This is a genomic window from Levilactobacillus parabrevis, from assembly GCF_044051715.1.
In the GTDB taxonomy this organism is placed as follows: Bacteria; Bacillota; Bacilli; order Lactobacillales; family Lactobacillaceae; genus Levilactobacillus; species Levilactobacillus parabrevis.
The window spans coordinates 1,685,720-1,709,182 of the sequence record NZ_CP168688.1 but is presented as its reverse complement, the minus strand read 5'-3'; the positions used below and the strand labels follow the sequence as shown (position 1 = coordinate 1,709,182).

Sequence of the window (23,463 nt, the reverse complement as noted above, 5' to 3'; positions counted from 1 at the left end):
AGGGTCTCACTGGCAAATGCGAAACGTTTACACTCTACGGCTGGCGCGCTACACTAGGAACAGAACAAAACGAGAGGATGATTCGATGCAATTGACTGTATTAGGCTGTTACGGGGGCTACCCGCACAACGGTATCGGCACGAGTAGCTACTTGATCACGAGTGGAGATTACCATCTGCTGTTGGACTGTGGGAGTGGGGCGTTATTGGCCTTGGAAAAGCAACTGAGTCCACTACAATTAAATGCGGTGCTACTGACGCACTACCACCACGATCATACGGCCGATCTGGGGGTCCTGCAGTATGAATGGCAGCTGGCCCAAGGGGATAAGGCGGAACCACGCTTACCTATCTATGGGCACACGGCCGATCCGTTGAATTTTGGTAGCCTGACTTGGCCCGATTCAACGGTGGGTAAAGCGTATAACCCAGCGCAAACGCTCAAATTAGGTCCGTTAACGGTCGACTTTCTGCCAACCCATCATCCAGTCCCAGCATATGCGCCACGCATCACTGAGACGGCGACAGGGGCCACGTTGGCCTTTACTGCGGATACAGCGGCATTCGATGGCCTCACGGATTGGGCAAAATCGGCGGATGTTTTGCTGGCCGATACCAACTTCTATGCCAACCATCAGGGGACGGCCTGGCACCTGACGTCAACCCAAGCGGGTGAATTGGCCAAACATGCTGGTGTCAAGCGGCTTCTGTTGACCCATTTACCACAAACTGGGGATCTGCAGCAGTTAGCAGCAGAGGCCCAGGAAGCGGCTGGTGAGGCAATTCCAGTCGAAGTCGTTAAGCCTCAATCCATTTATAAAATCTAATAAGAATTATTCGCTATAAATTAATTGTACGTCAACTAGTCATTGACACATGTGTTAATTACAGTCATTATTTCCGGGATTAATATACAAATGGATAGATACTGTTAATTAGATTATTGTTGAAAAAGTCTTTCAATCCTTCTGAAATGCTGTATAATGAGTTTATTAAATCATTTATACAAGGCAAGGGAGGAAAAAGATTATGACAGTCACGCTCTACACATCACCCAGTTGTACATCTTGCCGCAAGGCTCGGATTTGGTTTGAAGAACATGGTATCGCGTATCGTGAACAGAATATCTTCTCCGAACCCTTAACCGTAGATCAGATTAAATCAATTCTGCGGCTGACCGAGGATGGTACCGAAGAGATTGTTTCTAAGCGTTCACGGGTGTATCAGAATTTAACGGTCGACTTAGACGACTTGCCGTTGCGGCAACTCTACGATTTAATTCGCAAGAATCCAGGAATTCTACGCCGACCGATCATGGTGGACGACAAGCGACTCCAAGTTGGCTTCAACGAAGAGGAAATTCGTCGTTTCCTGCCCCGTGAAGTTCGGGAATTAGAGCTCGCTCGGGCCCAACGATTAGTTAATGGTAACGAATAAGCTTAATTAGTTGCATCTAACTGGATTTGTGAGAGAATATTACTTGCAGTCCAGTTTTTTTGTTATCATTACTTTACAAGTAAAATAAAATGGCTAGAATGAGTAACAAGGACAATACCCAAACCCACGAGAAAGGGGTGTTATTCAATGGAAATGGAACGAATCAATGAAAACACGATTCGGGTGGTCATTGGCAACGATGATTTGAGCGAACGCGGTATTACCGTCTTGGATCTGTTGGGCAACCACAAACAAATCGAAGGCTTCTTCTATAGTATTCTGGAAGAGGTCGATGTTGACCACCAATTTCAAGATAACGATGCGGTTACCTTCCAGGTACTACCAAATCGCAATGGTCTTGAATTGTTTATCAGTAAAAATGCGGATGAGGACGATGCTACGGATGTGAACGTCACGGACGCTAGTGTCGACAGCAATCACCCCGATCAAGTGTCGGACCAGATTAAGGCCCACTTGTTGGAAAAAGATGGGCAAAAGGATTTCTTCTCAAATTATAAGTCAACGACGACCAGCGGTGACTCGAACGACATCGAAGATTATTTGAACGATGACGGGCAACCTACGACAACGCGGGTGGTCCGGTTACACACGTTCGAGGACATGATTAGTCTGGCACGGGTACTGCATTTAGAAAATGCGGCGTCGAATCTGTATCAGTACAAAGGCGTCTACTATTTGGAATTGATTTTCTTCGTCAACGAGTCATCTCGCGAATCCATTAAGGATGAACTCTCGGTTGCGTACGAATATGGTGACAGCACCAAGGTTGCCCCGGACGTTTTGGCCGAACACGGGAAAATGATCATGGAACACAGTGCACTTGAACTGACGCGGTTCCACTTTTTAAGTGATTAGTCTGTATTGGGAACGCTAGACCTTCTGTAAGTCAGGAGGTTTAGCGTTTTTTTATTTGTTAGAAATCTCAGTGTACTTGACGTTACGGTTCTTTAAAAGTGGCCAATAGCGGACTGGTGAGACTGAAATGAAAAAACATTGAGATAACTTGAATAGCCTATAAACACCGATACATTAGGGACACCCACTTATCACTCTATAATTAATTTTATGTTAGTACTGGAACTTTTTCGTTTCGATGCTATACTATATTTAACAATACAAGTTAACACTTGGTGGAATGATGATTACTGGATAGCCTAGTAAGTTAACCGGTAATACTAGCCATAATCATTTGGGGACTGTGGCAGATTAGCAAATCCATCACCCACCAAAATAATAAGAAATAAAAATGTTGAATGAGTCGCAAGTGGCGCATGGGTTGACTAGGGTTGCGCCGAGAGTTTTGCCTGATGAGGGTCGGGTGAAGGGAGTCTTGATGATGAAGTTGATAAGCAAAATGTTAACGGTTGCAGGAGCCGTGCTGGCTGGAATTGGGCTGGGCGTTTTCGGGAATACGGTTGTAGGGGAAGCTTATTATACGGACCCTGGAACTGTCTTGAGCCATGCGCCGCAAGGATTAAAGGTTAAAGATCAGAATTATTTTACGGTTCCTGGAGATTTGAAAGATACAGCAGGAAAAACGGTGATCAACTCTGGGGATGTTATAAAGGGTACAAATGCCGACGGGGTCAGATTGACGACCTATGGTGTAGTAGATGCACATGGTGCTGTATGGTCTAGTGAACCTAATTTTGATTTATCACGTAACCAACGGGCATCGATGTGGGTCTACGCTAATGGTGGCATGACGGATAGCGATCTTCCGGGGGCAGGGTTCGCGTTTGTACTTCAAAAATCTGGATCCAATGTGATCTCGGGAAGTGGCGAGTCACTTGGCGTCTGGGGAGTCGACCCACAGTCGACGAGTTCAAAAACACCTATTGCAAGTACGGCCATCCCTAATAGTTGGGCACTTGAGTTTGATACGCATGCTAACCAAACGATACCGAGCTTGGGCTGGAACTTATCCGATAGTGGTCCCGATGCTTTTGATATTGGTGAGGTTGGAACTTCTAATGGTGAGACGACCTTTAATGGTTGGGGATTTGATTCAACTAATGAAAAGCAGGTTACACAACAGATTAAGGGCCAGCACATTGCAATGGGATATCCAAATGATAATGATACGTATTACACTAAGGGGCCAGTTTCTGGATACAATGGTTACTTCTCATCCCTGAAAGTGATGCCTAGGAATCCTGGTAATTATTATTACTATGGTCAGAAACATGAGGGCTTGCTCAGAGATGGAGCTGATAATAGCTTCATTTCGGATGGTGCTTGGCATCATATCACTATTGATTACACGGCGCCAACCGGTGATTCTACGGAAGGAACGATGATGTATAGTTTTGATGATCAGAATCCTTCTACTGGGGCGAAGAAGAATACGCAGTGGTTTGCTAAGGAAAAAATTGATCTAACAAAAATGGGCCTAACTACAAAGAATAGTAAAGTATACTGGGGCTTTACTGGATCGACGGGAGCTCCAACTAATAGTAATCAGGCGGCTGGGTATGGAACAGAGACTAGTATGGTTGTTTTCGAACAGGTACCTAATCAAGCGGAGGTTAATGCGACTACGGACTTAAAAGATGAAAAAACGGGAGATTCCGCTGATTCAACTCATCCGATTGGCGGTAATGATCGTGTAAAATTAACTTATAAATTGAATTATGAAAATGGCGAAAATCCTTGGTCTGAGATTAAGAGTTCTTTGAACCTTCCGGCAAATATTGATTGGGATCAAGGACAAATCACCTACTCCGATGGTTCTGAGGGCTCAACTCTCAATACGAGCAGTATTAGCAATAATAAGTTGGACGTTAGTGTGAATGCTTTGAGTGATGCCCGAAAACAAGCGGTGATTACGCTTGAGGGGAAAGCTAAGAATGTATCGGCACAAGATGTGGCGAATACGACTTACTTTAGTGGGAAAAATGCTATTGCAACTGCTACGAGTAATACGTTTGAAATTAATCCGAGATCCTTTAGTATGAGTATCGACAAAGATTCTAGAAACATTAATGTTAATGCAAACACGCCAGCTAAGATTACGGGGACGTTTTCTGCTAACGATACCAAAGTGACAGCCGAGAATACCAAAGTTGCGGCTCGGCTGACCTCTAAAGACGGAACAGTAACTGATATTGACTCTGATAAAATTCCTATTGTGAAGAATGGCGATGGGAGCTATAGCTTTACTATTCCTGTAGATAAAGTTCCGGCAGGTGATACGGCAGTCGATGTAGTTGCTACTAGCTCGGTGTCTAGTGGGTACACGGATGAAGATACCGCCAAGCTCCATGGTGGGACCGTTACCTTTGGTGCCACCAGTGGTAAAATCATCTTTAAAAAGACCGTTCTAACTGGGAAGGGCACAACAATTTCTCGGGATGATTCTAACGGCCCTTGGAGTTTGAATGTCGATAGTTCCCTGGCATCTGGGGCGTGGACACTTTCCGCTCGGACTACGGGGATGCATAGTGTCAACGTGCCTAGTCAGGCACTGGATGGTAATTTGATTTACAAAAATGGTGATGACGTGACGACTCTGAATACAGTTGATTCACCAATCATGACGAGTCCGCAGAGCACTGGTACGCCAACTGAGACCAATATCGCTAGTGATTGGACTAATGATTCTGGCATTCTTCTCGATGTCAATGGGGGAGCCGTCAGCGACGACTATATTGGTGAGATCACATGGACACTAGGGTCAGTGCCAAAAGTAAATTGATAAATTGTGTTGTAAATCCAACTTCAGCCGAGGTTGGATTTTTTTGTGTAATCGTTATCGCTGAGCTTAACCAAAAGTTAACGTGGAAAACCACTGGTGTTTTAAGCTTAACCTGCTATAATTATTTGGCGGACTAATTAGATAGCTAGTAAATTATATTCTGCAAATCATTTTAAGAATGACGGATGGCTTGTTAAAATAGAATCTGGAGGTGTGCGCGCGTGAGCTTAGAACAATTGGAGAGTTACTTGTTGTGGGCAACAGCCGCTATGGCGGTGATTGTCGTGCTCACCATTATCATTTACTATTGGTATTCGCGGAAAAATTCAAACAATTATCTGGAAAACGATGAGATCGAGTTGCGTTACTTCATTCAAAAGCAGGTCGATTTTCGGGGTCAGACTACCGGATATGAGTGCCTTCTCCGTCAACATGAGTGGGACGATTCGTGGTCGTTGCCACAGAACCTAGATTCGTTGCCACTACAACGGGTTATTTTTCTACTGACGGACACCTTCAAAGCTTTGCCTGAGGAACCGATTATGTTATCAATTAATCTGGAGTATGACCAGATCATCAGTCCAGACTTCCGATATTTCGTTCGCTGGGCACTGTCTCGGATTGCACCAATGAAGTTGGCGGTGGAGTTCACCGCTACGGCCAATCAGCCAAAGTATAAGCGCTGGGTGTTTCGGCAGCGTATTCGTGAGGCCCGGCAGTACGGCATGCGCTTTGGGATTGATAACGTGGGATCATCCCTGAATAACTTGAAGAGTATCGAATGGATCTTGCCCGAAGTTGATTCACTGAAGTGTTCCATGCGGAGCTTCCGCAAGACTGATCCCAACGAATGGTTGGATCTTAACTTGCAGTTCTGGAATCAGCTATCACAGAAAAACCACATTGAGTTAATCTTGATGGGGGTTGAAGACGAGCAGGACCAGCAGCTCGCAGATCAGTTAAAAATTAAGACGCGGCAGGGCTATCTTTTTGCCCGGCCCAGTAATCCTGGAATGAGGCGTTAGTGTGCGTGATAAAAAGCAAGGTCGGCAACAACTTTATTCGGATGCGTACTTTGAGAAGGGCCACTGGGGATTAAAGATTCGGCAGACCCTAATTGGCCTCTTGGGTTGGGTCTGCGTGTTTGTCCCCGTTATCATTACCGTGTTGTCCTTTTGGGCATCTTATAATCCAAAAATTATTCACCTCTGGTCGTATAATGAGGGGATTTTTGAAATTAAATTCATTGGAGTTCTGCTCCTGTTTGCCTTTGTGCTCGTATCCCTGTTTGCGGTGGGGATGACGATCATCCAGAACCGTAAACGTGATCGGGTCGTTGAACAGTGGCCGACATTTAATCCCATTAATCAGCGCAAGCGTGAGACGCAACTCGGTAAGTTCATGGACGAACGATTCGGTGACCAGGAATTTCGAGAGAATGTCCGGCACTACCAGGTTAAGCCAGAACAGAATCTAGATACGGATCAGATTCATCAATTGTATGAGCAACACGATTTAAATGATTTAGACGAGTAGGAGGTGTCATCGGCGTGTCCAATATCTTTATTGACAGTATTCTACGGGCGACTGTGGGAAAAACAATTTTTAATGTTTTTCTGTTAATCTTGTGTCTATATCCCGTGGTCGGTTCCTTCTTTTGGTTCGCCGGTGCACTCTCTTACCGTTTCCTGAAGACTAATAAGCGGGACACGGCAGCTGCTGCCAGATACATTCCAGTAGAATATCAGCCAATGGTCACGATTATGATCCCTGCGCACAATGAGGAAGTTATGATTGAGGAAACGGTTACCTACTTATTTGAAGAACTGAATTACGAGAATTTTGAAGTTTTAGTGATGAACGATGGGTTGACCGATAAGACCGGAGCGATTATCACGCGATTGCAGGAGAAGTATCCGCGGTTACGGACGGTAGAGATTCTGAAGAATAAGGGAAAGGCCCACGCCTTTAACATTGGTATGTACTTTGCCAAGGGGGAGTATATCCTTAGCAATGATGCCGATACGATTCCAGAACCGGACGCGCTGATGAAATATATGAATTTCTTCATGCGGGATCGTGATATGAACACGTCAGCCGTGACCGCCAACATGGATGTTCAGAATCGAACGACCTTGCTGGGCAAGTCTCAGACCGTGGAGTTCACCAGTATCGTGGGCGTTATTAAACGTAGTCAGACCGCCGTCAACGACTCGATGTACGCTTACAGCGGGGCCAACACGTTGTACAAGAAAGATTTCTTGATCGACGTCGGCGGCTTTCGGCAGAACCGCGCTACGGAAGACATCAGTATTGCCTGGGACCACCAGATGTTGGGCGCCGTGCCACGCTTTGCCCCAAATATCATCTTTCATATGAATGTGCCGGAAACGATTCGTGACCTCTACCACCAGCGTAAACGGTGGGCACAGGGGGGAACTGAGGTCTGGTTGACTAATATTAAAAAGTTTCTGCGACATCCCGTTGAACACCGGTACCAATGGTCGATGTTTGTGGATTCCACGCTATCAATCATTTGGTCGTTTTTCTTCACGATTACGTCGGTTGCTTTCGTTGGGTTGATGTTGTATTTCCTGCTGACAGGGAACTACGAGCGGTTGATGCATGGTATCGTGATTTCGTTCATTTTCGTGACGTTTGAAATGTTCGCCGGTTTCATGCAGTTACTGGCGGCGTTACTGTTGGATCACCACGGCGCCAAGATGAAGTATCTCTTCTTTGCGCCGCTGTACATGCTCTTTTATTGGATGGTCAACCCCATCACGGTGGTTATGACCTTTATTCCGGCATTGAAGACCATTCTAGGATTTGGTTCGGGAACTTGGGTCAGTCCCAAGCGGCAGTCGATGAAGAAATAAGATGCAAACATTGCGGCAAGTGGTAGTAAGCCAATCATTTTTAGTCGTTGCAATTTGGTATATACCGATAGCATACCATGTTTGCCGATGCCCGTGTGTAAAGTGTTTGTAAAGGTTGTGGGGGCATGGTACAAAAGTATTTTGACTACAAATAGACATCTGGTTAATGGTGGCTAGCTAAAGGGTAATATTAAAAGAGCCGGTGTATCCCCAATTTTAATGGGACACACCGGCTTTATTAGTATCATAAAAAATTTGAGAGAATCGTTTACCGCCGTTCAATCGCAAGTAAGAACGGGGGATTATGCACCTGGTTAATGAAGCCATACTGTAGCACCTGATAGACCTTTTGCGGCAACTGCTGGCAGAAGTCCACCACGGCATTCCGCTCCGCTCTGCCGCCGGGATGACCGTAGTAGACAACCAGAATGATCCGACCACCACGCGGCAGATGCTTCAGCAATTCGGTCACAGCTGCCAGGGTCGTGGTTGGCTGGGTGATCAGTGACTTGTCGCCGCCTGGTAGGTAGCCCAAGTTGAAGATGGCTCCGTTCACTGGCGTTTCAGCCGTGAGGTAATCCCCAACGTGTTCGTGGCCGGTCGCATGAAGCTCGACCTGAGATGCCAGTCCCGTCAACGTCAACTGCGTCTGTGTTTCCTTGAGTGCCGCCTCCTGAATGTCGAAGCCAATCACATGGCCCGTTTTGCCGACCAGACTCGCTAGAAAAATCGTATCATGGCCGTTCCCCACGGTGGCGTCGACGACCGTATCGCCGGGGCCGACACATTCACTGAGCAGGGCGTGACTGTAAGTTAAAGCATTAGGTAAGTTCATTATAAATCATCTCCGTAACGCGTTAGATACCATTGGGTAACCGTCAACAGGACGAAGCCCGCTGACCAACCGGCGACCACATCGCTAGGGTAGTGGACCCCCACGTAGACCCGTGACAGGCCGATGATGACGATCCACAGGCTTAGCACACCAATGAGTAGCCACCGCCAGCCGGTATGCCGGCGCAGTGACCAGCCAATCAGGACAATCACGGTACCCCACAGCAACATGGCCGTAATGGAATGGCCGCTGGGAAAGCTGTAGGAGCTGGCCGCAACGAGTCGGTCAACAGTGGGCCGGTCGCGCCGGACCACGTGCTTAATGATACTGTTGCCGATTCCCGCCCAGAACAGTACGTTCCAGCCAAGGAAGAGGGCGCCACGATACCGCCGGGCAATCACCAGGCCAGCGATGATCAGTAGGGTTACCCAGGTCACTGGCTGTGGATTGCCACTCTTAGTAATAGTGATGATTGTCTGCGTCAAGCCATGTGGCAACGGCTGGCGAACCCAGCTGATAATGGTGCGGTCAAACGTAGCTAGCCAGCTTTGTTGATAAACGACACCAATGAGATCGAGTAAAAAAACAATTCCAGCGGCCATGGTGAACCGCCAGCGAAGCTTAGAAATGGGTGGCACGAGGGTCGCCTCCTTTATAAGGCCAAAATTGTCGCGAGTCATAAATGATTCATGGCCATCACTTTTGAGTAAATGAGCATCGATATTACTTTTTCGATAATCAATCCTATTCAGTATAGCACATCGCTCAGGAGAAACCGCTAGCGGACAGCACCCGACGATTTAATTAACGGCGTCGAAAACGCGGTCGTTCCGTCCCAGCCAGAAAACTGATAAGAATCCCGTGAAGCCCTTGCTTTTCCGGGGGTGGTTTGCTAAGATGAAAATAATTTGATTATTCAAAGACGTTGACGAGAAGTAGTAGTTCTGGTGGGTATTTAGAAAGCGGATGGTCGCTGCAAATCCGTTACTCCAGGGACGAACTTATCTCCGAGTCACTTCTGCCGCAAGGTGGGCGTTTGGCGACGTTATCAGCCGGAATGAGCCTCGAAGTTGTTTCGAGGAAATGTAGGTGGTACCGCGCTTAGACGCCCTGCAGGAGCCCATTTTGGGCTGCTGGGGGCTTTTTTTGTGGCACGACGTTAATTGAGAAAGGGAGCGAAATTTTTGGCTTACAAACACCAAATTATTGAGCACAAGTGGCAACATTACTGGCGGGTCAACGAGACGTTCAAGACCGCTGACACCCAAACAAAACCAAAGTATTACGTCTTAGACATGTTCCCTTATCCTTCTGGGCAAGGGCTGCACGTTGGGCATCCTGAAGGGTACACGGCAACCGATATTATGGCGCGTTTGAAGCGGATGCAAGGCTTCAACGTCCTGCACCCAATGGGGTGGGACGCCTTCGGTTTACCAGCCGAACAATACGCCTTGAAGACGGGGCACAACCCTAAGGACTTTACCGCGCATAACATCAAGAACTTCAAACGGCAGATTCGGTCCCTGGGCTTTTCTTATGACTGGAGTCGTGAGGTCAACACGACCGACGAATCTTTCTACAAGTGGACCCAATGGATCTTCGAACAGCTCTACAAGAAGGGCTTAGCCTACGAAGACAAGATCATGGTCAACTGGGCGCCTGACTTCATGGGCGGGACCGTTGTGGCCAACGAAGAAGTCATTGACGGTAAGACGGAACGTGGGGGTTACCCCGTTTACCGCGTGCCAATGCGCCAATGGGTTCTGAAGATCACGGCCTACGCAGACCGTTTGATCGATGATCTGGACGACCTCGACTGGCCCGACAGCATCAAGGAAATGCAACGGAACTGGATCGGTCGTTCTGAAGGTGCCAGCGTCTTCTTCCCAGTCGATGGGCAAGAAGACACCAAGGTTGAGGTCTACACGACCCGTCCCGACACGTTATTTGGGGCAACCTACATGGTCTTAGCGCCAGAGCATGCTTTGGTCGACCAGATTACGACGCCGGAACAAGCAGACGCCGTAAAGGCGTACAAGGCTGCTATTGAAAGCAAGTCTGACCTCGAACGGACCGACTTGAACAAGGATAAGACCGGGGTATTTACCGGTGCTTACGGCATCAACCCACTGAGTGGTAAGAAGTTGCCAATCTGGATTGGTGATTACGTGCTGGCATCCTACGGGACTGGGGCCATCATGGCCGTACCCGCTCACGATGACCGGGATAACGAATTTGCTCAGAAATTCAATCTGCCAATTACCCAAGTTATCGCGGGTGATGACGATACCGATGTCCAAAAGGCGGCTTACACCGGCGATGGTGAACACATCAATTCCGACTTTCTGAATGGCATGGACAAGAAGACCGCCATCAAGGCCGCTATCGACTGGCTCGAAGAACATGACGCTGGGCACAAGCAAGTTAATTTCCGCCTGCGCGACTGGATCTTCTCCCGGCAACGCTACTGGGGTGAACCAATTCCCGTTATTCACTGGGAAGATGGCGAAACCACGTTGGTTCCTGAAGACGAATTGCCTTTGAAGCTGCCAGCAGCTAAGCAACTCGAACCTTCTGGTACCGGTGAGAGCCCACTGGCTAACCTGGACGACTGGGTGAACGTTGTCGACGAGAACGGGCGTAAGGGGAAGCGTGAAACCAACACCATGCCACAGTGGGCTGGGAGTTCATGGTACTTCTTGCGTTACATCGATCCACACAACGATCAAGCCATTGCCGATCCCGACAAGCTGAAGTACTGGATGCCAGTTGACCTTTACATCGGTGGGGCTGAACATGCCGTCTTGCATTTGCTCTACGCACGGTTCTGGCACAAGTTCCTGTACGACCTCGGTGTCGTTCCTACCAAGGAACCTTTCCAGAAGTTAGTTAACCAGGGGATGATTCTGGGGACTAACCACGAAAAGATGTCCAAGTCCAAGGGGAACGTCATCAATCCTGACGAAATCGTCGAGAAGGATGGGGCCGATACTCTGCGTCTGTACGAAATGTTTATGGGGCCATTGGAAGCTTCTAAGCCTTGGAGCACGGAAGGTATCAACGGTTCTCGTCGTTGGCTGGACCGGGTATGGCGGTTATTGATCGATGATAACAACCGTCTGCGCGACCGGGTCACGATGATCAACGATGGTAAGCTGGACAAGATCTACAACCAGACTGTTAAGACGGTGAGTGAAGACCTCGAAGCCATGCACTTCAACGTGGCCATTTCACAATTGATGGTCTTCGTTAACGAAGCCTACAAGGCTGACAGTCTCCCATTGATCTACATGGAAGGCTTCGTCAAGATGATCGCGCCAATCGTGCCGCATATTGCCGAAGAACTCTGGTCACTGATGGGTCACGACGAGACGATTTCTTACGAGAAGTGGCCAACCTACGACCCTAAGCAATTGGTCGAAGACGTGGTTGAAATGGTTGTCCAAGTCAACGGTAAGGTCCGCGCCCACTTGAAGGTCGCTAAGGACGCCGCCAAGGATGACATTGAAGCCGCAGCATTGGCTGACGACACGGTCAAGATGCATACGGATGGCAAGACCATTCGTAAGGTGATCGTAGTGCCAGGCAAGCTGGTTAACATTGTTGCCAACTAGTCGTTTAAATGGATGAAAAGCAGCATCAGCCACCTCCCGTTAGGAAGATGGCTGATGCTGCTTTTCCTGTAAAGAGAAATGGCAGGACACTAGAATTTTGCAGTTAACCAGTTCTGTGTGAAATGTCAAAGTTTTGGTGCTCGCGGGAAAGCAGATTGCGTTCAGTGGAACACCAAATGAATTGATGGAGCAGACGGGGACGAGTAGTTTTGAAGAGGCCTATTTGAAGACGGACACTTAGGAAACCAAAAAAATCAACTGCCACATTTGGAAGTTGATTTTTTAATAGCATTATTTGATTGGGAATAAGTGGTCAACAATTTCTCCTGACTACCGCCGACGGTGCCGCACAAACGTAAAGAAATGTAAGATACTGGCCAGCAGCACGTAAAAGATAATGACAAAGCTGGCATACGTTAGCCAGAATTTGCCGGCCGCAAAGACGCCGAACCACCAAGCCTGCAGGCCCATGGTAATCAACGCCATGATAGCAATCATGAAGAAGAGCAGTATGTAACGTTTCAAGGTATTATCATCCTTTCGTGGCCGGTCAGCAATTTTTTGAGAGAGGCGGCGACACTCCGCGAGCTTGTTCTCCCGCGGGGCGTGCGTCCCCCAAGTGCCGGTACCGACAAATTCACCGACTTTGATCAGACCAGCGCCAGTCAAAACGCGGTCAATCGTGACAAAGGTTTGGTCGGTGATACCGGTAAAGAAGTTATCGGCCGAGCTGATGAAGCAGGTCGTCATACTCAGGTAATGTTTATCCTTATATTTGCCGGGTAGAGTATCGGCCTTCGAGGTCATCCGAACTAGCCGGAATCGCATGCAGTCAAAGAACTGCTTCATGACGCCGGGCATCCCACCCCAGTAGGTTGGGGCACAGATAATCCAGAAGTCGCTGGCAGCCATCTTAGCCTCAATCTCGTCGAGGGCTGGGCAAACCTTCTCTTTGGTATCCGGATAAATATCGTAATCACGCAGGAAAACCGTCTCGACCTCGGCTGAATCCGGTAAGCCGTCCAAGACCGCTTGGAGGTAGCCGGCCGTGATGCCGTGGCGCTCGTGGCTTCCTAATAGTGCTAAGTAACGCAAAGCAATCGCCTCACTTTTTAAAATCTATGATGGTGCGTTGGGACTATTAAACTAGTTGGTAACGCTATCAGTGACTATGTAACTAGTATACCGCATTGGTGGAAAAATCTTTAGAATTTGGGCTTTTTTGGGCGTTGGTACGGTTGGTTGGGTTTGGAGTGGAGGCTGCGTGTTTAGTTGAGAAGTCTGGTGGATTTTCTACTGGGTTGAAGGATTAGTATTGAATAATAGGTCGGAAGATGTTGGTTTTAGATCTATGCTGGCTTAGGGGCTTGATGTTAAATTGGCTTGGAGATTGCTCTCTAATTTTATGTGGCTGAAACGTACTCCAGCAGGCAGTCAGCTCCGCTTAACCCCAATAAGGAAAAAGCCAGGCCCGGGCTTTTATCCTTATTGACGTTAATGCTCAGAGTCTAAGCGCCTTGCTCCGCACTCTTTTACAACAACAAAAAGCCCTCGCGGACCAACCGGCCGGCGGGGGTACTGGATTAATTATTGCAGTAATTCCGTTAAGATGGCGAAGAAGCGGTGCTTCACAACTTCATCTTCGCCAGCCTTTGAGAATTGGTAATTGAGTAAGTGACGGTCAAATTCGTGGAAGAAGACGTCAGCCATCGTTTGATAATCACTATCATTGGTCTGGTCGATCCGCTTAAAGCTACGCCATGTGGAATAAATCAATTGCGCGTCTTGAACCTGTGCTAACTCTGGAAAATGTTGACGGATACTTTTAGTCATCCGCACAACTTGCTTGGCTCTTTCCGGCGACATTTGCATTTCTGGAGCTGCGGTAGCCCCAGCTGCTACTTCTGTCATAATGGCATTCCTCCTTGAATAATCTGTTTCTTGACTATCTCCAGCATACCACTGTTCTCTGAATCCGGTAAAGCAAACTGCAATTGTGACGGCCTAGATTCCCAAATCTTTACCGAAAACTGATATTTGCGACCCGGAAGCTATGGTATAATGTTTGTTTGATTAGCTTGGCAGTTTGCTAAGCTGGGATTACATTGAATTTTTAAATTGAAAGTAGGGTGTCAAATGTCGGCAAGGTCTGATCAAACAGGAAATCAAACCGCGAGCGCGCAAGACCAAATGGTTGCTGGCTCGGCGTGGATGACTGCGGGAAGTATCTTTTCCCGGATTCTCGGCGCAATCTATATTATTCCGTGGAACATCTGGTTTGGGACATTCTTCCTGCAAGCCAACGCGCTGTATGGGAAGGGTTATAATATCTATAGTTTCTTCCTGATTGCGGCCATTGCCGGGGTGCCTTCCGCCATTGCCAAACAGGTGGCGCACTACAATGCCTTGAATGAATATGGTATCAGTGTGCGGTTGTACAAACGGGGGCTGGTAATCGCCATCCTAACCGGGGTGATCATTGCTTTACTGTTATTCCTGGGGGCACCGCTATTTACCGGTGGCGATAAGAACCTGATTCCCGTGTTGCACTCGCTGGCCTGGGCCATTTTGATTATCCCCACGATGAGTCTGACGCGGGGCTACTTCCAAGGCTTCCAGCAGATGGCACCGTCCGCGATTTCCCAATTCGTTGAACAACTGGCGCGGGTTGCCTACATGTTGATCACGGCCTTTATTATCATGTACGTTTTGAAGGGCGACTGGGTTTCCGCCGTGTCGCAATCCACGTTGGCCGCCGCCATTGGGGCCTTGTGCGGGCTGATTGTCTTGGGTGTCTACTATTGGAAACGGCGCGATTACTTCCGCGGCCTGGTTGCCGGCAGTAACGAGGAATTAGTCGTTCCCGCCAAACAACTCTACAAGGAAATCATTGCCCAGGCTGTCCCATTCATCATTTTGGGGGCCGGCATCACGATCTTCCAATTGATTGACCAATACACGTTCGCGCCAATCATGCATTTAGCGGGCAACTACTCGGATGCCTACCTGAACGACCTGTTCGCGCTGTTCGGGGTAAATGCCAATAAATTAATTATGATTACCATTTCATTGTCCTCGGCTCTGGCCGTGACGGTCGTGCCATTGCTGTCCGAAGCCTACACGCGGGGCAATAAGCATGAAATTTCTGGTCAACTGACCAACGCCTTCTTGATGTTTGAATTCGTCATGATTCCCGCCGCCTTGGGGATGTCAGCCGTTGCGCGCCCACTAAACATCGTGTTTTACGGGCAAACGCAGGAAGCCTTGGGTTCGTCAATTCTGGCGTTCTCATCGTACCTGTCGATTCTCTTGGGCCTTTACACGGTGGTTTCCGCGCTGATGCAGGGGATCTCACAGAACCGGCGTGCCGTGCACTATTTTGCGGTCGGTACTGTGGTTAAATTCATTGTTCAGTGGCCATTAGTCTACTTCTTGGGAGCCTTCGGGCCACTGGTTGCGACCGGGATTGGCTTGTTCGTGACCTGTTACCTAATTATTCATTCATTGGATATGCAGTTCGGCATCAATTACGCTACGATTGCCAAGAAGACTAACGGTATTCTGTTGGCCTCCCTTGGAACCTTTGCGATTGCACGGGTCGTTGTCATGTTGGGCAGTCTGCTTGGTAGCAATGGTCGGGTCATCAGCTTCACGGTGACGGCGATTGCGGCCGTTCTCGGCGGGTATTTCTACGTCTACATGATGTTAAAGAGTCGGTTAGCCGATGCAATCATCGGTGATCGTGTGGCTGGTCTTCGTCGGCGGTTGCACATTCGTTAGGAGGGTGCGAGATGAATATTGAACGTTATTTAACGGAGCATCGGCAGGGCACACCGCGGCAGATTTTGCGTCTGCTGCACCAACAGCGGGTGACGGTCAATGACGACGTGGTCGATTCACCACTGTTGACGGTGGCCAAATCCGATCAGGTTCGCGTTGATGGCATGGCCGTTACCGGTCGCCAGCCGCAATACATGGTCTTCAACAAGCCGATTGGATTTCAGCTCAGTATGGACCCGACCAGTGCGCATAGCCTGGGAAGTTTGTTAAACACCTTGGATCAGATACGGCCACTCAAAGCACTGACAGACCTGCCTAAGGAAGCCAGTGGCTTGGTATTGGCTAGCGATGACGACCACTTTCTAACCGATGTTGATCTGCAGGAGTGGGTCAGTACCTTACGCGTTCAGCTCACGGGTGAGGTTGCCCAGTTGCCAAGACTGGAAGGCGACATCACCTTCGAAGACATCCAAGTTGTGCCCGACACTCTTCACCAGCTGACGACGGTTACCGTCCGGACGCGTGACTTGACCGTAGCAGTGCCCACGTTGATGGCGCTGAAGGGCGTCAATGGCCCTGTGAGCCGTGTGGCGTATGGTCCGTTACCATTACCGGTCGATCTGTCCAGTGCGTCCTACCGTGGCTTATTCCCGGCAGAAATCGATGCGTTGAATGGTCCGCTGGCTAGCGATCTTTCGACTTTAACTGAGTTGTAAAACGGTGTAGCTGGGTTTTCTAAACCAGTCGCCTGCGGGTGTCAGGGATTCCACCTGCTGTGGGGACCGGTCCAAGCCTGTGGGGTGGTCTTGAACCTCGACTTGAAGCCGTCAAAGTCGGACGTCTCCAAGCTCGTCCCATGACCTAACCTGACAGAAATCGTCAGCTAAGGTCATCGTCACGGCCGGCTCCATCCCTGACCTCCTCCGGCTAAGCGTGGTTTTTCAACCATCAAATTGTATTGCAATATTGGTGTTAAGCAGAAATCAGCACCGCTTCTAACGTGTAATCGAATTGTTTTCTTTTAATTTAACCTTACTTAAACTAATCGGCGGCAAGCTCCTAATCGAGTTTGTCGCCGATTTTTTGAATTTTGTTAGAAACGTTAAATCTATAATTGGTTCATTGAAACAGAATTTCAGATCTAGTACCGATGTTTTCAAGATGACATCTAGTCACGAATACTTGCTAGAACCAGGCCTATCTGGACTAAACGTTAACGTAGCCGGAATCCTACCTGCCGCAGGCGACACACACGCTTTAGTCCGGTAAGATTTCCACGCGAGCCAGCAAGTCGTCCTTGATCGTCATTCGGAAGGGGCTGGTACCGTTGAAGCCGTTGCCCGTCACGCTAAGCTGAACCGTCCAAGTTGTGGTATTATCCTGCGTGAAGTCTTCCAGCTCGAAGTGCGATTGTTTGCCGATGTTGTCGGTTTGATTCCACTTGGCAATCTCAGCTGGACCGTTGTAGGTGGTACCCCAGTCGTCGAGGACGGCATCGGGCGTGAACTGGGCGACAAATTGGTCGCTGTCAGCGGCATTGGTTGCAGTGATAAAGGCAGCAATTGCAGCCGGTAAGGTTAAGTCATCCATAGTAGGTGCTCCTTTTGGTAGGGGGCAGTGATAGGGTTGCCCCAGAATTGTCTTTAGTATGCGTGACTAGACGTGGGCTGACAAGCAAAAACAACTGTTAATTATTTGCGGCATGGGTCGTTGGCTTGCTGGCGGCTCAATTGAATGGGGACCATTAACTGTAGTGGCTTAGACCAGCGCCTCGTGAGCCTTCATAAACTGTGGCAGGACATCGATAATCTGGTGAGGTAAGACCACGTACTGCTTTTCCGCCAGTTCTTCGGCGATGGCACTATGGCTATACACAGCGGCCAGTACGGCATCGGTGTGATCCGCAAATTGAGCAACGAAGCCGCCGACCATACCGGCTAGCGTATCGCCCATGCCACCAGTCGCCTGAGCGGGGGTACCGAGCGGGTTTTCGTAGACCGCAGTCGGCGTGTAAATCTGGGTGCGATGAGACTTGACGATGACCGTTGCGTTGAGCTTAGCCACAGCTGGTTGGTTGTTTGCGACGGTTTGATCGGCGATTGGGATGCCGCTGAGCCGCTGCCACTCCATTTGGTGGGGCGTAAAGATCAAGTGGGCGTTCGGTAAGGCCAGGTTATGTTGGGCAATTAGGGTAATGGCTGAGCCATCGATGACCACCGTTTGGGTTGGTTTGAGTGCACCAAAGGTTGTGTTCAACGCCATTAGTCCAGCTTCGTCGGTTCCCAAGCCGGGACCAATCACGACAACATCGGCCGGGCTGACCAAACTTTTCATTTGCTCATGATTGGTCATGTCGGCAAACATGGCTTCCGGCAACCGTGCGTGCAGACTGGTCTGATTGCTGGCATCGGTAATGGTCGTGACCAACCCGGCGCCGGCGTATACAGACGCTGCACTGGCCATTAAAATGGCGCCACCAAAGTTGCGGTTACCACCGACCAGGGTGACCCGCCCGTAAGTGCCCTTATAGCTGTCGGCAGGGCGTTGCCGAATCGTTTTGGACAAGATGGATTGCGAGAGCGTTTCCATGTGAATTCCTCCTCAAAATTGTTTTCGCTTTCAGTATAGCATTTTAGTACCGGAAAACGGCTTACAATTCGGCGCGGTTATGCTAGAATTAAGTTTAAGTATACTTTGGACATTGTTGTGGTCCGAAAAAATTAAAGGAGGTCCAATCATGGCAATTGATTGGCAACAGTTATCTGAACAGTACCGCGAGGATTACGTCGCTGACCTGACGACTTTAGTCGGCATCGACAGTGCACGAGATGATTCTAAGGCTACCGCAGACTACCCACTCGGGCCCGGTCCAGCGAAAGCTCTGATCGCATTTTTAGGATTAGCTGAACGTGACGGCTTTACCGTCAAGAACCTCGATAATTTAGTTGGTTACGTTGAATTTGGTGAAGGTGACGAGACGTTGGCCATTCTGGGACACGCCGACACCATGCCCGGTGGTAAGGGCTGGCACACCGATCCGTTTACGTTGACCAAGAAGGACGGCAACTTGTACGGCCGGGGAACCTCTGATGATAAGGGACCTGCACTGGCTGCATACTATGGTTTAAAAATGATGAAGGACCAAGGAATCAAGCCTACCAAGAAGATTCGGTTCATCATTGGGACCGATGAAGAGAGTGACTGGACGGGGATGCACCACTACCTCGACTTGGAACCCGCACCAACGTTGGGCTTCTCCCCCGATGCCGAATTTCCACTGATTAACGGTGAAAAGGGGAACGTCACGTTTGAAAGCCACTTTGCTGGGGCTAATGGCGGGAGCGTGACCTTACGTGACTTCCAAGCTGGCCTGCGAGAAAACATGGTTCCACGGGACGCCGAAGCTACGGTTGAAACATCCGATGCCGACCAAATGATGGCCGACTTCAAGACATTTTTGGCCGATGCACCGGTTACGGGAACGGTTGAACAGGATGCTGCTGGTTTGCATTTCGAAGTTATCGGGAAGGCCGCTCACGGGATGGAACCCAAGAATGGGATCAATGCCGGGACCTACCTGGCTCATTTCCTGACGACCTACGACTTTGGCGGCGATGCTGAGGACTTCTTGAGCCTGTTAGCGCATGATCTCCACGATGATTCTCGGGCCCACAAACTGGGCTTGGCCTTCACCGATGAAGTGATGGGTGACCTGACCATGAACGTTGGGATTATGACGTTTACGGCTGATAAGGGTGGTCTCATCAACACCAACTTCCGTTATCCAACCGGAATTGGCGCTGCAGAAATCTTAGTTGGGCTGCAAAAAGCAACGGCTATGATGAACGTTGAAATCAAGCAAGGCCGCGAAATGGTCCCACATTACGTTGATCCAAGTGACCCAATCGTCACCACGTTGATGGACGTTTACCGGCAACAGACCGGCGATACTGACGCACAGCCAGAAGTCGTCGGTGGTGGGACTTACGGTCGCCTGATGAAGCGTGGCGTGGCCTTTGGGGCGTTATTCCCCGGCACACAAGACACGATGCATCAAGCTGACGAGTTCCAACCAGAAGATGATTTAATCAAGGCGATGTCCATTTACGGGCAGGCGACCTATGAATTGACGAAATAGGGTGTGAGGAGCACCCACAAGGGAGTGGTAAAGATGTCCGAACGCTACGAGCGAATTCTAGTTGGGGTGGACGGTTCCCGGCAAGCCAAACGCGCGGTTGAAAAAGCCATCGCGGTTGCTGTCAGAAACGAAGCAGATTTAATTATCGTTACTATCATGACGGGTGGCGATTACGTTGGAATCGGCAACAATACCAAAGTCGGTTTCGGCTTTGTGGATCAGGAAGTCATGGATGAGGCCCGCCAGCGTTCGGAACAGACCGTCGACGCGTACCGCAAGCAAGCAGAGGAGGCTGGGGTCAAACATGTTGAAACGTCCGTATTCTATGGACACCCCAACATTGACCTGGCCAAGACCTTGCCGCAGGAATACAATGCCGATTTGATCATGATTGGGGCTATTGGCTCCAACGTGGTCGAACGGATGTTGATGGGCTCCACTGCCAGTGCCGTCGTGACGAATGCCGTTACCGACGTGCTGATCGTCCGCACCGATATGCAGAATCATTCCAGCAAGTTCAAGCGTGTCTAGGATTTACGGCTAAGATAGTTGGAAGTCAAAGACATGAACTTGCAGCGGGTGTTCTTAATTGTTTGAATTTTAAAATGGTTAATTTTTATGGAAAGGCTGACTCGGTTGAGTTGGCCTTCTTTTTTTGCCGTCTACTTACTACTAATGTAATTTCCCCTGATTTTGTCGCATCATTTTACCGGGCTTATGTATTTCTTTACTTTGACAGCGTAAATCTAATTCTAGAGATAGCTAGACGTGATTGCTGAGAGAACTTTAAGATCTACGGTTGGGTGATACTTATTGACAGGCTCACAACATACAGTTAGACTATATATAGTTGAACTGTATAAAGCTTGACTTTACATATTGCAAACCAGATCAGGAGAAGGAAAATGGCACGAAATAAAAATTTACCGCTGACTGAAACGACATATTACATTCTGTTGGCGCTCACCCAGCCGCTCCATGGCTATGGGGCCATTCAGGAGATTGAACGGCTTAGTCAGGGGACCGTCAAGATTGCGGCGGGTACGATGTACGGAGCAACGGAGAACTTGTTGAAGCTAAAGTGGATCAAAGAGGTACCGAGCAGTGATAAGCGGCGCCGCGTGTACCGGATCACCGCGACCGGACAAACAATCTTACAATTAGAAACGCAACGATTACGGGGCTTGGGGAAGCTTGCCGAGAAGTTTGGCTATTAGGAAGGAGCAGGACATGAAAAAGTTTCACGTGTTTTTAGATCTTAATGACGAGGAGAACTGGATTAATGCCATTCAGGAGGGTGGGTACCGCTTGGATTGGGTGAATCCATATCTCCACTGTTATACATTTCAGAAGCTGGCGGACGCTGATCAGTTCAGTCCGTACACCCGATTAGACTTTCGGGATAGGGGGATGCAACGGCGTGCCTACCAGGACTATCGCCAACTCTTTAGCGATAGTGGGTGGCGGCTCATTGCCGGGAGTCGTCACGGCGGTATCCAATACTTCCAACAGAAGACGGCAGCATCGGATCGTGATATCTTTTCGGATGAGCGGTCCAGGGCCAGAAGTCGCCGACGGTTCACCCGCCTCAGTTTGTATTATGCCGTCTTTCTGTTGAGTTACGTTTTCTTCTATTGGCAGACCACGGATGACCTTAATTTCTTTGATGTTAAGAGTTGGTATCTCACGCCGGGACTGTGGCAGATGCAGGGCGAATGGTTCTGGAAGGCCGTTATCTTCGAGACACCGTTTGCTTTGATGCGCGTGGGGGTGTTTTACGTCTTCCTGATTGTCGGTCTTTATAACCTGTGTCGGGTGATTCGCAATTATCGCCGATTAGGGTGAATTGGGATACATATTTCAACCAAAATAAGGATTACTCAAAAAGCGGCACGTTGAAATCTCAACGTGCCGCTTGTGTTTAAGCTCATAGTCAATTACAGACGGTGGATATCCAGGACACTACCAGTGTTGGCATCTGCGACAAATTGGTATTGCACTAATTTGTTGTCTTCGTAACGCGTGATACCACCATAATAAACGCGTGATTTAACCGCGAACTTCTGGAAAGGTACCGCATGTTTCTCAATCCAGGCCCCTTCAATGGGGGATTCTTGGCGGAACTGGTGCTTGACCTGCTCCAAAATGTTATCAGGGTTCAAGCGCGAGCCGCCACCAAAGAAGCGCGTGATGAAAATGCCCATTAAGCCTCCGACTACCCCGGTAAGGCTGAGTTGATACAGTTGTCCGTTTCTAGCAGTCATCCTACCGCCTCCTTAGCAGTTTATTTATGGGACGTGTAAACGTTCTATCTGCCCCTAGTATAGCAATGTTTAGGGGGAAGTTCCCGTAAAAAGGTAGAAAAGTTTGGAAAATAATGTTATCGCCAGTATACGCAGAGTTTGGCGAGGTGTAAAGCTTGAAGTTTTTGACAAAGGATCATTGGAATCGGAGAAATATTTTCGAATGATTGGGTCATAATGTATCGTCAATATTTAGATTGATTTTGTTAGCAGTTAAGAATAACTTATAAGAGTCAAGTCGTTGGTTTGGAAAAATCACATCTTACCCAGTCAATTTTAAAAGCTTAGACGTGCCTACCTGCAAATAACCAGCTTTTAAGTAACAAAAAGTAAGTAGATTAAGCTAAAATTTTGTAATCCCTCGGCCACATTGCTATAATGATGTTTGTGTATTTTTTAAAACTTAAATAAAGGAGTGCTTACTCATGGAACAATTACCCAAAATGTCAGCCGCTGATCTGAAAGACGTCGTTAAAGACGGCAAGACCATGTTATTCTTCTCTGCTACTTGGTGCCCGGATTGCGCCTTCATTAAGCCAGCAATGCCCGACATTGAAGCAGAATATCCCGATTTTAAGTTTATCGCGGTTGACCGCGACGAAAACATCGACTTGGCTGCCGAATTAAATGTCTTCGGTATCCCTAGTTTTATCGCCTTCTCAAATGGTGATGAAATTGGTCGATTAGTCAACAAGGACCGCAAGACCAAGGCTGAGGTTGAAGAATTTATTAATTCATTAGCAGCCAACGCCGATTAAAC

22 protein-coding genes are annotated in these 23,463 nt (G+C 48.6%); 15 read left to right on the top strand and 7 right to left on the bottom strand.

The annotated features are described in order from the left end of the window. Positions 1-85: 85 nt before the first annotated feature. From ACEPSU_RS08050 to ACEPSU_RS08020, 7 genes are all read left to right on the top strand, one after another. Positions 86-826, top strand: coding sequence for an MBL fold metallo-hydrolase (locus ACEPSU_RS08050; protein WP_260338857.1), 741 nt, complete (start codon positions 86-88; stop codon positions 824-826). Positions 827-1,028: 202 nt separating this feature from the next. After that, positions 1,029-1,436 (top strand): transcriptional regulator SpxA, encoded by a 408-nt coding sequence (spxA, locus tag ACEPSU_RS08045; RefSeq protein ID WP_020089744.1) that lies wholly within the window; start codon positions 1,029-1,031, stop codon positions 1,434-1,436. A 147-nt stretch (positions 1,437-1,583) separates the two neighbouring features. Beyond that, complete coding sequence (locus tag ACEPSU_RS08040; RefSeq protein ID WP_260338858.1) at positions 1,584-2,312, top strand: adaptor protein MecA; 729 nt, start codon at positions 1,584-1,586, stop codon at positions 2,310-2,312. Between the two features lie 475 nt (positions 2,313-2,787). After that, positions 2,788-5,154 carry a hypothetical protein gene (locus tag ACEPSU_RS08035; protein WP_395321025.1) on the top strand — a complete coding sequence of 789 codons (2,367 nt, stop codon included), beginning with the start codon at positions 2,788-2,790 and terminating at the stop codon, positions 5,152-5,154. A gap of 221 nt (positions 5,155-5,375) precedes the next feature. After that, positions 5,376-6,179 carry an EAL domain-containing protein gene (locus tag ACEPSU_RS08030; protein WP_395321023.1) on the top strand — a complete coding sequence of 268 codons (804 nt, stop codon included), beginning with the start codon at positions 5,376-5,378 and terminating at the stop codon, positions 6,177-6,179. Position 6,180: 1 nt separating this feature from the next. Then, positions 6,181-6,690 (top strand): hypothetical protein, encoded by a 510-nt coding sequence (locus tag ACEPSU_RS08025; protein ID WP_395321021.1) that lies wholly within the window; start codon positions 6,181-6,183, stop codon positions 6,688-6,690. Positions 6,691-6,704: 14 nt separating this feature from the next. Further along, a complete protein-coding gene (locus ACEPSU_RS08020) occupies positions 6,705-8,033 on the top strand; it encodes a glycosyltransferase (RefSeq protein WP_395321019.1) in 1,329 nt (442 codons plus the stop codon). 268 nt (positions 8,034-8,301) lie between these two features. Here the strand turns inward: ACEPSU_RS08020 and ACEPSU_RS08015 are convergent, their stop codons facing one another. Then, positions 8,302-8,868, bottom strand: coding sequence for a class I SAM-dependent methyltransferase (locus ACEPSU_RS08015; protein ID WP_395323345.1), 567 nt, complete (start codon positions 8,866-8,868; stop codon positions 8,302-8,304). Next, positions 8,868-9,506: a phosphatase PAP2 family protein gene (locus ACEPSU_RS08010; protein WP_395321015.1), complete on the bottom strand. Its 639-nt coding sequence runs from the start codon at positions 9,504-9,506 to the stop codon at positions 8,868-8,870. The genes ACEPSU_RS08015 and ACEPSU_RS08010 overlap by 1 nt, the downstream gene beginning before the upstream one ends. Positions 9,507-10,052: 546 nt before the next feature. On the opposite strand from ACEPSU_RS08010, the gene leuS reads away from it, so the two are divergent. After that, positions 10,053-12,482, top strand: coding sequence for a leucine--tRNA ligase (gene leuS, locus ACEPSU_RS08005; protein ID WP_020089736.1), 2,430 nt, complete (start codon positions 10,053-10,055; stop codon positions 12,480-12,482). Between the two features lie 330 nt (positions 12,483-12,812). On the opposite strand, the gene ACEPSU_RS08000 is transcribed toward leuS, so the two are convergent. After that, a complete protein-coding gene (locus ACEPSU_RS08000) occupies positions 12,813-13,577 on the bottom strand; it encodes a flavodoxin family protein (protein ID WP_395321013.1) in 765 nt (254 codons plus the stop codon). A 492-nt stretch (positions 13,578-14,069) separates the two neighbouring features. Continuing rightward, positions 14,070-14,393 carry a hypothetical protein gene (locus ACEPSU_RS07995; RefSeq protein WP_395321011.1) on the bottom strand — a complete coding sequence of 108 codons (324 nt, stop codon included), beginning with the start codon at positions 14,391-14,393 and terminating at the stop codon, positions 14,070-14,072. A 225-nt stretch (positions 14,394-14,618) separates the two neighbouring features. On the opposite strand from ACEPSU_RS07995, the gene ACEPSU_RS07990 reads away from it, so the two are divergent. Together ACEPSU_RS07990 and ACEPSU_RS07985 are read left to right on the top strand one after the other, a co-directional pair. After that, positions 14,619-16,262 carry a polysaccharide biosynthesis protein gene (locus ACEPSU_RS07990; RefSeq protein ID WP_260338866.1) on the top strand — a complete coding sequence of 548 codons (1,644 nt, stop codon included), beginning with the start codon at positions 14,619-14,621 and terminating at the stop codon, positions 16,260-16,262. Positions 16,263-16,273: 11 nt separating this feature from the next. Then, a complete protein-coding gene (locus ACEPSU_RS07985) occupies positions 16,274-16,978 on the top strand; it encodes a 16S rRNA pseudouridylate synthase (protein ID WP_395321009.1) in 705 nt (234 codons plus the stop codon). Between the two features lie 541 nt (positions 16,979-17,519). Here ACEPSU_RS07985 and ACEPSU_RS07980 read toward each other — a convergent pair. Then, positions 17,520-17,852, bottom strand: coding sequence for a nuclear transport factor 2 family protein (locus tag ACEPSU_RS07980; protein ID WP_395321007.1), 333 nt, complete (start codon positions 17,850-17,852; stop codon positions 17,520-17,522). 168 nt (positions 17,853-18,020) lie between these two features. Beyond that, the gene (locus ACEPSU_RS07975) at positions 18,021-18,851 is read right to left on the bottom strand and encodes an NAD(P)H-hydrate dehydratase (RefSeq protein ID WP_395321005.1); all 831 of its coding nucleotides are present in this window, start codon (positions 18,849-18,851) and stop codon (positions 18,021-18,023) included. Positions 18,852-18,999: 148 nt separating this feature from the next. Between ACEPSU_RS07975 and pepV the strand changes: the two genes are divergently transcribed. The 4 genes from pepV (at position 19,000) to ACEPSU_RS07955 (ending at position 22,245) form a co-directional block, all read left to right on the top strand. After that, positions 19,000-20,400 (top strand): dipeptidase PepV, encoded by a 1,401-nt coding sequence (pepV, locus tag ACEPSU_RS07970; protein WP_395321003.1) that lies wholly within the window; start codon positions 19,000-19,002, stop codon positions 20,398-20,400. 33 nt (positions 20,401-20,433) lie between these two features. Continuing rightward, on the top strand, positions 20,434-20,931 hold the full coding sequence (locus tag ACEPSU_RS07965) for a universal stress protein (protein WP_020089725.1): 498 nt from the start codon (positions 20,434-20,436) through the stop codon (positions 20,929-20,931). 374 nt (positions 20,932-21,305) lie between these two features. Further along, entirely contained in the window at positions 21,306-21,617 is a 312-nt protein-coding gene (locus tag ACEPSU_RS07960; protein ID WP_260338871.1) for a PadR family transcriptional regulator, read from the top strand. A 13-nt stretch (positions 21,618-21,630) separates the two neighbouring features. Continuing rightward, on the top strand, positions 21,631-22,245 hold the full coding sequence (locus ACEPSU_RS07955; protein ID WP_395321001.1) for a DUF2812 domain-containing protein: 615 nt from the start codon (positions 21,631-21,633) through the stop codon (positions 22,243-22,245). Between the two features lie 92 nt (positions 22,246-22,337). Here the strand turns inward: ACEPSU_RS07955 and ACEPSU_RS07950 are convergent, their stop codons facing one another. After that, positions 22,338-22,664 carry a hypothetical protein gene (locus ACEPSU_RS07950; protein WP_395320999.1) on the bottom strand — a complete coding sequence of 109 codons (327 nt, stop codon included), beginning with the start codon at positions 22,662-22,664 and terminating at the stop codon, positions 22,338-22,340. A gap of 464 nt (positions 22,665-23,128) precedes the next feature. Here ACEPSU_RS07950 and ACEPSU_RS07945 point away from each other — a divergent pair, with 464 nt between their 5' ends. Further along, complete coding sequence (locus ACEPSU_RS07945; protein WP_020089720.1) at positions 23,129-23,461, top strand: thioredoxin family protein; 333 nt, start codon at positions 23,129-23,131, stop codon at positions 23,459-23,461. Positions 23,462-23,463 lie beyond the last annotated feature (2 nt).

Excerpts from the sequence above, each read along its gene's own strand:
- pepV (WP_395321003.1), top strand. The coding sequence starts at position 19,000 with ATGGCAATTGATTGGCAACAGTTATCTGAACAGTACCGCGAGGATTAC.
- ACEPSU_RS08050 (WP_260338857.1), top strand. The coding sequence starts at position 86 with ATGCAATTGACTGTATTAGGCTGTTACGGGGGCTACCCGCACAACGGT.
- ACEPSU_RS07985 (WP_395321009.1), top strand. The coding sequence starts at position 16,274 with ATGAATATTGAACGTTATTTAACGGAGCATCGGCAGGGCACACCGCGG.
- ACEPSU_RS08015 (WP_395323345.1), bottom strand. The coding sequence starts at position 8,868 with ATGAACTTACCTAATGCTTTAACTTACAGTCACGCCCTGCTCAGTGAA.
- ACEPSU_RS07955 (WP_395321001.1), top strand. The coding sequence starts at position 21,631 with ATGAAAAAGTTTCACGTGTTTTTAGATCTTAATGACGAGGAGAACTGG.
- ACEPSU_RS08040 (WP_260338858.1), top strand. The coding sequence starts at position 1,584 with ATGGAAATGGAACGAATCAATGAAAACACGATTCGGGTGGTCATTGGC.
- ACEPSU_RS07965 (WP_020089725.1), top strand. The coding sequence starts at position 20,434 with ATGTCCGAACGCTACGAGCGAATTCTAGTTGGGGTGGACGGTTCCCGG.
- ACEPSU_RS07975 (WP_395321005.1), bottom strand. The coding sequence starts at position 18,851 with ATGGAAACGCTCTCGCAATCCATCTTGTCCAAAACGATTCGGCAACGC.
- ACEPSU_RS07990 (WP_260338866.1), top strand. The coding sequence starts at position 14,619 with ATGTCGGCAAGGTCTGATCAAACAGGAAATCAAACCGCGAGCGCGCAA.
- ACEPSU_RS07980 (WP_395321007.1), bottom strand. The coding sequence starts at position 17,852 with ATGGATGACTTAACCTTACCGGCTGCAATTGCTGCCTTTATCACTGCA.
- ACEPSU_RS07960 (WP_260338871.1), top strand. The coding sequence starts at position 21,306 with ATGGCACGAAATAAAAATTTACCGCTGACTGAAACGACATATTACATT.
- ACEPSU_RS07995 (WP_395321011.1), bottom strand. The coding sequence starts at position 14,393 with ATGACAGAAGTAGCAGCTGGGGCTACCGCAGCTCCAGAAATGCAAATG.
- ACEPSU_RS07950 (WP_395320999.1), bottom strand. The coding sequence starts at position 22,664 with ATGACTGCTAGAAACGGACAACTGTATCAACTCAGCCTTACCGGGGTA.
- ACEPSU_RS07945 (WP_020089720.1), top strand. The coding sequence starts at position 23,129 with ATGGAACAATTACCCAAAATGTCAGCCGCTGATCTGAAAGACGTCGTT.
- spxA (WP_020089744.1), top strand. The coding sequence starts at position 1,029 with ATGACAGTCACGCTCTACACATCACCCAGTTGTACATCTTGCCGCAAG.